This is a genomic window from Bacillus sp. NTK034, from assembly GCF_017303275.1.
Classification (GTDB): domain Bacteria; phylum Bacillota; class Bacilli; order Bacillales; family Cytobacillaceae; genus Cytobacillus.
Genome location: NZ_JAFKOJ010000010.1, coordinates 14,080 through 25,596, shown reverse-complemented (window position 1 = coordinate 25,596; position 11,517 = coordinate 14,080). Strand labels below are relative to the sequence as shown.

Annotated in this window: 11 protein-coding genes and 1 pseudogene; 4 read left to right on the top strand and 8 right to left on the bottom strand. The window is 43.2% G+C overall.

All coding sequences use genetic code 11. From position 1 onward, the window contains the following. Positions 1–121: 121 nt before the first annotated feature. From JI665_RS23015 to JI665_RS23000, 4 genes and pseudogenes are all read left to right on the top strand, one after another. Entirely contained in the window at positions 122–2,248 is a 2,127-nt protein-coding gene (locus tag JI665_RS23015) for an MMPL family transporter (protein WP_206844647.1), read from the top strand. Between the two features lie 41 nt (positions 2,249–2,289). Then, entirely contained in the window at positions 2,290–2,961 is a 672-nt protein-coding gene (locus JI665_RS23010) for a response regulator transcription factor (protein WP_206844645.1), read from the top strand. After that, entirely contained in the window at positions 2,958–4,352 is a 1,395-nt protein-coding gene (locus tag JI665_RS23005) for a sensor histidine kinase (protein ID WP_206844643.1), read from the top strand. The genes JI665_RS23010 and JI665_RS23005 overlap by 4 nt, the downstream gene beginning before the upstream one ends. A gap of 6 nt (positions 4,353–4,358) precedes the next feature. Then, a pseudogene (locus JI665_RS23000) lies at positions 4,359–4,751 on the top strand (hypothetical protein); the annotation flags it as partial. Between the two features lie 65 nt (positions 4,752–4,816). On the opposite strand, the gene JI665_RS22995 reads toward JI665_RS23000, so the two are convergent. The 8 genes from JI665_RS22995 to JI665_RS22960 all read right to left on the bottom strand — a co-directional run bounded on the left by JI665_RS22995 (position 4,817) and on the right by JI665_RS22960 (position 11,510). Then, positions 4,817–5,173: a DUF5661 family protein gene (locus JI665_RS22995; protein ID WP_206844641.1), complete on the bottom strand. Its 357-nt coding sequence runs from the start codon at positions 5,171–5,173 to the stop codon at positions 4,817–4,819. A 416-nt stretch (positions 5,174–5,589) separates the two neighbouring features. Then, positions 5,590–6,009 carry an arsenate reductase (thioredoxin) gene (gene arsC / locus JI665_RS22990; protein WP_206844637.1) on the bottom strand — a complete coding sequence of 140 codons (420 nt, stop codon included), beginning with the start codon at positions 6,007–6,009 and terminating at the stop codon, positions 5,590–5,592. Positions 6,010–6,025: 16 nt separating this feature from the next. Beyond that, complete coding sequence (locus JI665_RS22985; RefSeq protein WP_206844634.1) at positions 6,026–7,321, bottom strand: arsenic transporter; 1,296 nt, start codon at positions 7,319–7,321, stop codon at positions 6,026–6,028. Between the two features lie 14 nt (positions 7,322–7,335). Continuing rightward, entirely contained in the window at positions 7,336–7,680 is a 345-nt protein-coding gene (locus tag JI665_RS22980) for an ArsR/SmtB family transcription factor (RefSeq protein WP_206844630.1), read from the bottom strand. Positions 7,681–8,085: 405 nt separating this feature from the next. Further along, entirely contained in the window at positions 8,086–8,583 is a 498-nt protein-coding gene (locus tag JI665_RS22975; RefSeq protein WP_206844627.1) for an arsinothricin resistance N-acetyltransferase ArsN1 family A, read from the bottom strand. Positions 8,584–8,596: 13 nt separating this feature from the next. Further along, positions 8,597–9,844, bottom strand: coding sequence for an MFS transporter (locus tag JI665_RS22970; protein WP_206844624.1), 1,248 nt, complete (start codon positions 9,842–9,844; stop codon positions 8,597–8,599). 26 nt (positions 9,845–9,870) lie between these two features. Next, on the bottom strand, positions 9,871–10,080 hold the full coding sequence (locus JI665_RS22965; protein ID WP_206844621.1) for a hypothetical protein: 210 nt from the start codon (positions 10,078–10,080) through the stop codon (positions 9,871–9,873). A gap of 50 nt (positions 10,081–10,130) precedes the next feature. Continuing rightward, positions 10,131–11,510: an FAD-dependent oxidoreductase gene (locus JI665_RS22960; protein ID WP_206844618.1), complete on the bottom strand. Its 1,380-nt coding sequence runs from the start codon at positions 11,508–11,510 to the stop codon at positions 10,131–10,133. Positions 11,511–11,517 lie beyond the last annotated feature (7 nt).

Sequence of the window (11,517 nt, the reverse complement as noted above, 5' to 3'; positions counted from 1 at the left end):
CTGATTGTTCAATGCAAAATCATTACTTTGTTCCTTCAAATGCAACTGTAATCAAAAGTTGATCTTAAGTTTATTTTCATTTTGTAAGATAGGCATTGAAATAAGTTAAGGAGGCATTCATGTGAAAAAACTGCTGCATTCAATTACAGATTGGGTTTCGACAAAACGGGGAATGTGGATTACCATTATCGCCTGGCTTGTGCTAATGATTGGCTTAAGTGCAGGTCCGAAGCTTGGCGATTATAAAACAAATAATTTCCAGTCACTTCCTGATGAGGCGAAATCCATTATAGCCGAAAATAAAACAGAGGAATATTTTCCAAACAAACAAGGAACTCCGGGCATCCTGGTTTTCCATAATGAAAATGGCGAGGTCGATATCGAAGAAGCAAACCAGATATTAGAAGGAATCATGCTTGAGGACATCGATGGAATCAAGACGATTATTGATATCAGCAAGCTTCCGCCTCAAGCTTTGGGTCCTTTCATTTCTGAAGACAAGTCCACGATGATTGTGCCGATGGAGCTTGAGAACGGACTTGGCAATGACCAGTATGCCGAGATCAACGACCATGCTTCAGAGGTCGGAAATAAAATTGCAGAGGATCTTGAAAGTACTGCATTTTATATCACTGGTCCAGCCGGGATTGCCGGAGATACGGTCAAGCTTTTTGAACAGGCGGACTTTGTTCTCCTGATTGCCACCGTTCTCATCATTCTTGTTTTGCTTATAGCTATTTACCGTTCTCCATTGCTTGCTGTCATCCCGCTTTTGGCAACGGCGATTGTCTACCAGGTTGTAAACCAGAGTATAGCTTTCATGGGTGCTGGCGGGCTGGAGGTTAACAGCCAGACAACCTCGATCATGAGTATTTTGCTGTTTGCTGCTGTTATTGATTATTCATTATTTGTTTTCTCCCGTTACCGCGAGGAGCTCAACCATTACGAAAACAAATATGAAGCGATGAAGCATGCGATGCGCGCAACAGGCGAGCCTGTTTTCTTTGCGGGCGGAACCGTTCTTGCTGCCATGCTGGTTCTGTTCTTCGCGGATTTCCGGGATTACCAGAACTTTGCTCCTATTTTTGGAACAGCCATGTTTTTTATCATGCTCGCATCCGTTACGCTGGTTCCAGCTTTATTCACCCTGTTCGGGCGCAAGGCTTTTTGGCCGAAAGTTCCTCAATATGGAACGGAAACAGAAGTTAAACATAAAGTCTGGGGGCCGCTTGCCAGATTCGTGGTGAACAAGCCTGGCCTATCAGGCGGAATGGTCGGCATTTTTATGCTTATCACAGCGCTTAATATCTTTAACCTTGATTATGAATTTGATATGGTTAAAAAATTTCCGGATGACCTGCCATCCCGTGTCGGCTATGAAATAGTCGAATCCAGATTTGATAAAGGTGAACTTGCACCTTCTACACTTCTGGTTGTCAGTGATCAAAAAATGGATGAAACCGATGCAAGTGCAATAACTGACAAGCTGCAGGGGTTTGATGAAATAGCTTCTGTCCGCCTGTCAGCACTATCAGAAGACGGCAAGGCTGCAAAAATGAGTGTTGCATTATCCATTAATCCCTATTCAACTGAAGCCATCAGCTTTATGGAAAATTTGCGTGAAGACACACCTTCGCTGCTGAAAGAAGCAGGTGTGGAAGCTGAATCTTACTACAGCGGCGTCACTGCGAAAATAGTGGATGAACAGGATGTCAATAACGGTGATATAATAAAAATTGTTCTGCTTGAGACGGTCCTTATTCTTGCGCTGTTATTTGCGCTCACGAAATCCATCAAGATGCCGATCTACATGATGGCAACCATTCTGCTTTCATTTGTCTCGGCTTTAGGACTGGGGATATTCCTTGTTGATGTATTATTTGGCTTCGAATCCATCAGTTCGCGTGTACCTGTCTATTCTTTCATTTTCCTTGTAGCATTGGGGATAGATTATAACATCATCCTTGTTTCACGGTTTATCGAGGAAAGGAAGACACATAGAGTCAAAGACGCACTTGAAATTGCCATCCGGAATACCGGAGGCGTCATTTCTTCGGCTGGCCTCATTCTGGCTGCAACATTTGCTGCGCTGATGACGATGCCGATAGCGGACCTATTTGTTTTTGGATTCATCGTTGCCATGGGAATATTGATTGACACCTTCCTTGTTAGGGGAATGCTGCTTCCGGCATTAATTCTGTTTTTTGAAAAAGACAAGGAGACTTCCCGGCAAAATATTTCGGAATAGAGAGAGGGTCCCTCCCTATTCCCCTGTGAGGATGCCCTGATATGAAAATACTTGTTGTAGACGATGATGTGAATATACAGAAACTCGTCACGATCCATCTTAATCGTGAAGGCTATCAAGTGCTGCGCGCAAGCAATGCACAAGAAGCATTAGCACTCTTAGAAGAACAAACCGCAGATTTAGCGGTTGTCGATGTCATGATGCCTGGGATGAACGGATTCGAACTCACCAGTCTTCTGACAGATGACTTCGGAATCCCTGTTATACTCTTAACGGCGAAGGGTCAGCTGGGTGATAAAGAACAGGGTTTCTTATCCGGATCTGAAGATTATATTGTAAAGCCATTTGAAGTGAAGGAGCTCCTTTTTAGGGTAGCCGTGGTGTTAAGAAGAGCCGAGCGGGCGATGGAAACAGTCGTCAAAGCCGGAAACCTGATCATTGACAGAAAAAGCTTTGAAGTGGAAATCAATCAGGAGACCATCCTTTTTCCATTAAAGGAATTTGAGCTTCTCAGCTTGCTTTCGGCACGCAAAAATAAAATCACCCAGCGGGCTGCATTGATCGATCAGGCTTGGGGAGCGGATTATGAGGGCAGCGAACAGACTTTAAATACCCATATCAACCGAATTCGCGACCGTTTGAAAAAATACGGTGCAACCGTTGAAATCCAGACTGTTCGCGGAATCGGGTATAAGCTTGAGGAAATAAAATGAAAACCCTCTACCGGAAATTCATTGCAGCCACACTTGTGATCTTAGCCATAAGCATCGTGCTTTCGTTCAGTTTAACCAATTGGGTCTATATGACTTCGACAAAGGGGAAAATCGACAGGCAAAACGTTGTAATTGCAGAGGAAATCGCTAATGGCCTGGAGAATATGCATTCCTCTGGCCCTGCTTATGAAACTTACTTAAATTCCATGAGCAAGCTTGGCTACCAGCTCTATATTGTGACGGAATCGGGTGAAGGGGAATTCTTCGGACAGCCGTTCAATAAGACCGAACTGCCTGAGGAAGCTGCAAAAGTGCTGACCGATCAAGAAGTTTATCATGGTATGGATAGCTTTGCCGGCCAATTTTTGATGATGGGCCATTTTTCAAACGATCTGGAAAATACCGTCGGCGTCCCTTTTACCATGAACGACCAGAATTACGGGCTATTTCTTCGCCCGAATAACAAGCTGCTTTTCTCGGACATTCATATGATTTTCGCATGGTTCTTCGTCGCCATTGCCGTTGTCAGCATCACCGGAGTGATCTGGTTCGCCAAGCACCTCATTAAGCCAATCACAAAGCTGACGGAAGCAACCAGGGAAATCACACGGGAGAATTTCAACTTCCCATTGAATATTGCCCGCAGGGATGAAATCGGACAGCTGGCGGAAAGCTTCAGCCGCATGCAGGAACAGCTGCAGCACAATGACGAGGCACGCAAGTCATTCATCAACAATGTGTCTCATGACTTTCAGTCCCCTCTTATGAATATTCAAGGGTATGCTGAACTTCTGCAGACACAGAAACTGTCTGCAGAAGAACATTTCGAATATGTCCAGATTATCGATCAGGAATCGAAGCGGCTCTCCAACCTGACTAAACAGCTTTTGCTTTTGACTTCCCTTGACCAGAAATCGTACCCAATGAAGCTCTCGGAAGTGAAATTGGATGATCAGATCAAGGAAACCATCCGCAGGCATCAATGGCGGCTGGAAGAAAAAGAAATTGAGGTTTCCTACAAGCTTGCGCCTGTCATTTATAAGGGGGACCCAGAGCTTTTGGTGAATATCTGGGACAACCTGCTGACGAATGCGATAAAATATAACTCTCATGGCGGAAGCATTTGGATCAGCCTGTCTCAAACTGAATCAGCCATTGAAGTCGTTTTTCAAGACACAGGGATCGGAATATCCGAGGATACGATCAGCCAGATTTTCGACCGTTTTTACCGGGTCGACTCAGCAAGGAAAAAAGATGGCACAGGACTTGGGCTTTCGATTGTGAAACAGATTATAGAGCTGCATAATGGGGAAATCAAGGCAGACAGCCAGGCTGGCAAAGGAACCACTTTTACCATCACATTTTTCAGGGAGAAACATCGGGAGGAATAAAAAACTATGGAACAAAAATGGAGTATCAGATTAATAAGATTTGCAGCCACCTTTGGCATTATCGGAACCTATCTTGGATCGCATATGTCCGGGCAGATGGATTATTCTTTAAGGCCCATTCATGCCCACATCCTGCTGGTAGGATGGCTTTCCGTATTTGCATGGGGAATCTTTTATAAAGTTTACCGCGTAAAATATAAAAAGCTTGTATCCATTCACAGCATACTTGGAATGGCAGGAGCACTCGGGTTGACAATTGGAATGTGGATGTACACATTAAATCCATTTAATTTAGGTGATACCTTTGTACTGGTCTTCTTCATCGTGGGCGGAACCCTGCTTCTGCTGGCCTTTGCACTGTTTGTGGCTATTACCTTTTTGACAGAAAAAACTTCGGAACGTAAAAAGCAATGCAATCCTCTTTTGGAGGCTGCATTGCTTTTTTGTTCTGTGCACTATCAATTTTATTTATTCCAATACGCCTTGGCTTCTGATTCCAGAACTTTTAACCTCTTATAATAGTCAGGAAACTCGTTAAGATGCGCCAATGCAATTTTACCCGTAAGAAGCGGGTCATCTCCTGTAACGTTTGTTTGGCTTGACTGTTTCCCATGTTCAAGTTCTACATTTACGCCCATCCAGAATTCGTTCAAATCAAACCTGCTTTTTGTAAAATCGATTCCTAACAGTAATGCAATGGCTGCTGCTTCCTCTTTGGAAAAGCTTGCTCTTACTCTGTTGAACAGATTGTTTCGGGAAGCCTGATGGTAAACATGGCTGTAACTATAGTGATGCACGTACGGATTATATGAATAATACAAAAACATTCACTCCTAAATGCCAGTTACCATAATGTATGTGAATAATCTATTTAGGAGCATGGGTTAGATCAAATAAAAAAGGGCCCCTAAAGGCCCACTCCTAACAGCATCTTCCCGTATTTCCGATCATCGAAATCCCGCTTCCGTTTCCGCTTCTCTCTAAAACAAGGTCTTCGGTGTTAGGTTCAATAATAGGGTCGATTGCTACTTTGATTTCATTGATTGTGACTAGGATATCATCTGCTGCCGGCTCATCCAGAGCCAGTCCTATTCTTGGCTGTCCTCAGCCATAGCCGTCAAAAAAGATGCGGACGCTGCTGGCATTTTGTTCTTCCAGCATTTTTCTTAATTCATCACGGGCATTATCAGTGATTATCAAATCTGTTCCCTCCCTTTGGATGTTTTTAGTATATTATTTACTTTCCTGTTTCGGCAAATGTCTTAATGCGGCCGCCAATTTCATCACGGACTCGCTGGAAGAAAGCCCACTTTTCTTCTTCTGTTCCCTCTGCTTTCGCTGGATCATCAAATCCCCAGTGCTCGCGCTTTACATGAGGAGGAGTCATTGGGCATTTATCAGCTGCGTCTCCGCAAAGCGTTACAACCAAATCGGCATGATTTAGAATTTCAGGATCAATAATATCAGAGGTCTGATTGGAGATATCAATGCCTGCTTCTTTCATTGCTTTTACTGCGTTAGGATTCAAACCATGTGCTTCAATGCCTGCACTATGAACATTCCATTCATCACCTAAATGCTGCTTTGCCCATCCTTCAGCCATCTGGCTGCGGCAAGAGTTGCCCGTGCATAGGAAGTAGATTGTTTTTTTAGTCATGTTAAGATTCTCCTTTTTATATAATCAATAGCCAAATGTACAATCCAGCTAAAGTTATGAACAGTGTTGGAATGGTTAATACAATTCCTGTTTTAAAGTACGTTCCCCATGAGATTTTTAATCCCTTTAAGGATAATACATGAAGCCAGAGCAAGGTTGCCAGTGACCCAATCGGCGTGATTTTCGGCCCTAAATCAGATCCAATCACGTTCGCATAAATAAGTGCTTCACGCATGATTCCGGTTGTATTCGTATCAGCAATGGCCAGGGCGTCTATCATAACGGTCGGCATATTGTTCATGACAGAGGAAAGGATGGCCGCAATAAATCCCATTCCGATCGTTGCCGCAAATAGTCCCTGGTCAGCCGTCATTTGAATTAAATCAGCCAATACATTTGTAAGACCCGCGTTTCTTAGTCCATAGACCACTACATACATGCCTATTGAAAAGAATACAATTGCCCATGGTGCACCCTTGATAACAGTGCGTGTATTCACTGCCTGGCTTCTTCGCGCCATTATCAGGAAGAATACCGTTATAATGCCTGCGATGAATGAAACTGGAACACCAATCCATTCACTTGCAAAATAACCTATTAATAAGATGCCTAAAACGATCCATGACAATCGGAACATTTTGCTGTCTTTAACTGCTTCCGCTGGTTCCTTCAAATGGGATAAATCATAATTCTTTGGTATGCTTTTTCTAAAGTATAAGAATAAAACCAAAATGCTGGCACCCAGTGAAAAGAAGTTCGGAACAATCATGCGGGAGGCATATTCCACAAAGCCGATGCCAAAAAAGTCAGCTGAGACGATATTAACAAGGTTGCTGACGACCAATGGCAGGGACGTTGTATCCGCAATAAATCCGCTCGCAATGATAAACGGAAAAACCATTTTTTCATTAAAATTAAGGTTCCTCACCATGGCAAGGACGATTGGCGTAAGAATAAGTGCCGCTCCATCATTCGCAAAGAATGCTGCTACAACTGATCCCAAAATGGAAACGTAAATGAACATCTTCACTCCACTGCCCTTTGCCGCTCTCGCCATATGTAAAGCAGCCCACTCGAAAAACCCAATTTCATCTAAAATAAGAGAGATTATGATGATGGCAATAAAGGTTAATGTGGCATTCCAGACAATGGATGTAACATCTATGACATCATTGAAGTCCACCACACCAGCAATTAAAGCGAGGATGGCTCCGCCGCATGCTGACCAGCCGATGGATAGCCCTCTTGGCTGCCAAATAACCAATATGAGGGTAACTAAAAAAATCACCGATGCTAGAAAAATTTGAGTCAATGTGTTTCCCCCTCTTACTCACAGGAAATTCGCAATCCCTGCTCTTCCAATTCTGCTAATAAATAATCTTGGCTTGGAAGGTGATCAAGCACAGTTTGAACCAATGGGTAGTATTCACTATCCTGATTCAATGAATAAATAATCCACTGACCTCTCCGGTTTTCCCTTACCACACCCGCATCTTTTAGTTTCCTGAGATGCTGGCTAATAGCCGGCTGGCTCATTTTAAAAATCTCCACAAACTCACACACACAACAATCATGGTTAATTAAAAGCTTGACCATTGTGAGCCTCGTTTTATCGCCTAATAATTTTAAAATGGATGCTGCATTGCCGATTTCAACTGTGGACACTATCATAATCTCATCACCTCCGCTATGCACATATTAATATATAACGATTTACTTATATAAGCAAATGCTTTTTTTTTTTATTTACAAAAACTTTACATATAGTTTGCTTTTTTTATTTCAGCTGTATTCGTTTGGTTTGCCGGTTTTGACAAATGAACGGATGGACAGAGGCAATCGGGCATTTCTTTTGATGGTCCTGTTCTTATGCCAATTCAGGCTTGTGGAGAAGAATTCAGTGAAGACTTATGTTCCTCCGTTCCTTCGGATAGAAAAAGGAACTAATCATGGGAATTCTGTCCGAATTCGGTGCTCATTCGGACTGGATATGGACTTTTTGTCCGAACTTGGCATCCCACCGAACTTTTAGAAAAACCAGCAAAAAAACGGCTAAACGAATAGCCGCACCCTTATTTAAAGCAGTTTTTCCATAGCCATCACGTCGACAAATTCTCCATCCAAAACACCCTGATTTTGGAATGTGCCAACTTCACGATACCCCATTTTCTTATAAAGGCCCTGTCCAAGGCCATTAAATGGAAAGGTAAACAAAACCAGCTTATGGAACTTATTTTCTCGTGCTTTCAATTCAAGGGAAGAAAGCAGCTTCCCGCCTGCTCCTTTGCCCCTGAATGCCCTGGAAATATAAATTGAAAGATCTGCCACTCCATCATAAGCACTGCGGCTGCTATACGGATTCAGCGAAGCCCATCCAATCACTTGGCCCTCTTCTTCAGCGGCAAGCACACAATATCGGCCTTGGTGCTGTTCAAACCATTTTGCCATATAGGAAAGATTTTTTTTCTCTGTTTCCAATGTTGCGATACGGTCTTCTATTCCCTGATTATAAATCTCCAGAATAGCTGCTAAATCTGCCTTTCTGGCTTCACGAACAACAGTCTCATTGGTCATTGCAGGTCCCCCGCTAATAAGATTCATAGATCTCTTTTTTTATAGATGTGTTTAGCCTCTTTGCAAAAACCGACCAAATTGCGGCTAAAATGAGCAGTATGAACGTACCGCCCCAATATAAAAATGTAAAACCAGCCTCTAATTGGATTAATATGTAACTAAGCGCAGGCCCTAAAGCTGCCCCCAAATCTTGAGAGATGGAGTATATTGTAAGGAAAGAAACCACGTTTGCAGTTTTTGCTGTGTCAAGGGCAATCGTGTCCAGAATGGTTGATAAAATAGTAGCTCCGGCCATAACTAAAAGAGTAACCGTTATCCACAGCCCTAATGGAAGTCTAATGGATACCATTCCAAAGACAATTCCTGCAAAGATTAAAGAAATGATAAAAATCGGCAGCCTCCCCCTCGCTCCATCAGACCAGTGCCCCGCTGTCCTTCCCAGAAAAGGTTCCCATGTCCACCTTACCGCCTGGATGATTCCTGATAATAAGGTAACACTGACAGCCACATTCCATATTGATATTCTCTCGCCGTAAAAATGTTCAATCAGGGAACTCATCGTGGATGTCACTATTCCTTGATATAGCATGGCAATGAGAAAACCTGAAATAATAATCGCTGCTTTATATGCGGTCTTGCCAATGAAAGGCTTTTCTTCAGCCATTCTGTCTATCTTCTCAGGCGGCTCCTCTACCTGCTTAATTTTTGAATTCAGCATTAAAGGCAGCCCCAATAGGGACAATACTCCAAATGCAATGGAAACCGTGCTCAAACCTATGATCGGAACAAGCAAGCCCCCAACCAGCATTCCGACCAGGCTTCCAGTTCGGTAAAGCCCGTTATATAACCCCATGGAACTTCCACGCTTATTGTTTTCAGCATATACGGCAACAGCCGACAATCCGCCTATTCGAAAAAATGACCAGGCAATCCCCCATAATGCACGGAGGATTACCCAGGCCGCAAACCCTTCGAAAACACCATAGCCTATTGTTGTGAATCCGCCTAACAGGACGGCAATGATCAGGCCAGCCTTTAATGAAATGTGTTTATATATCCAGCCTGCAAATGGATTAAAAGGCAATCGTATGAAACGGTTTATGGAAAGGAGCACACCCACTTGCCAAATTGATTCAAGCCCAGCAGTTTCCCAATAAATAGGCAAGGCAATGTACAGCATGGAATCTCCTAAGAGACTTAAAGCTGTGACGATGGCGACTATTATAATTGGCTGTGAAGATAATTGATCTTTAATAGTCACCTTGATTCATCCTCTCCGGATATTTCTTATTCATTGGAGTGTTTAATTAAATCCCGATAAGCCAATAGAAATTGTGCATACGTTTCCTGCCCCATTTCACTTTCCCGCAATCGAAACAGCCTTTCAAAAGTTCTATCTTTAGCTTCCTCAACAGAACATTCAAAAGCATTCATGATTAAATTCATATATGCAATAAAATATTCTTTTTTTAGCGCTCCAGCATGATTGATGGTCATTGTCATCACCTTTAAATTCGTTATGAGGGAGGAAATACCCTCCCTTTTAATCAATTGCAGCAAGAAGGTGCAGTCTCATCACAGGAACTTTTCAGATTAACGCTGCAAACACCCGTTTCCGGCAAATCCAGCTCCACTTTTTCAGCAGCGGCGAAATCACCGCTTAGATAAGCTGCCACTGACCTAACCTGCTCATAGCCTGTTGCCATCAAGAAAGTTGGAGCACGGCCATAGCTTTTTGAACCCACGATATAAAAATTCTTCTCTGGCTGTCTTAACTCCTTTTCTCCATGGGGGCGAACCGTACCGCAGCTATGAATATTAGGATCAATTAATGGTGCTAATGCTTCTACGCTTTCAGTTGAAGAATCTATGGAAGTACGAAGCTCACTTATGATTGAAAAATCCGGACGGCTTCCTGTATTGACAATCATTTCATTAATTCCATCCAGGCTGCTCTGCTTGCCATTTTGACTGCCTATTAACTCAATTCCCGTTTCTGACTTTTTGACCAGCTGGATACGAAATGGAGTAATGACCTCCACTTGCCCATTATCAACCAATTGATGGATTCTGCTTCCGAGGCGGCCGCGTGCTTCAAGTGCATCTTTTTCTTCTCCTCCGTAGGCATCCTCAACCCGATTTCTTCTCATAATCCATAGAATCTCCGTTTCGGGATAGGACTCTTTTAATGCGGCTAAATCCAGTAATGCATTAATCGCTGAATGGCCTCCTCCAACAACTGCTATGCGCCTATTCCGGTAGCGCTGCAGCTCACTCCCTAATATATGGGGGATTCCATAAAATATCTTTTCCTTCAAATCCTTCTCATCAGCCAGCCAAATTCCGCTTGACGCAGCTGGATTAGGATTTCCCCACGTGCCTGCAGCATCAATTACTGCTCTCGATTCGAATGTTTTGTACTCTCCATTCTTCTCAGCATGGATGACATAAGGAAGATTTTCGCGATTTGCCGTTTTCATTTTATCGGTGTCTTTTCGGCCAATTGACAAAACTTTCGTATTAAGGTGAAGGAAAGGCTTTATTCCAGGTAGCCTGGACAGCGGCTTTAGATATTGTTCAACAAGTTCCTCTCCGGTAGGCAAACCTTCCAATTGCGGCTGCACCCAGCCATTTGCGCTTAATAACCTGCCAGCAGCTTTATCAATATTGTACCGCCATGGTGAGAATAAGCGAATATGTCCCCAGCTTTTTATATTGGCTCCCACTTGCTTCCCCGACTCAAGCAGAATAAATGACTGCCCTCTGCTTGCCAGGTGTGCTGCAGCAGCCAGCCCAACCGGTCCGGCTCCAATTATAGCCACAGGCAGCCCTTTTCCTTCATCCTTGATTAGTGATGTTTTTTCCAGCTCGTTTTTTTTAGGCGTGCAGCATCCATTAACAACAATAAAATCATTCAAATTGGTCATTCGTACT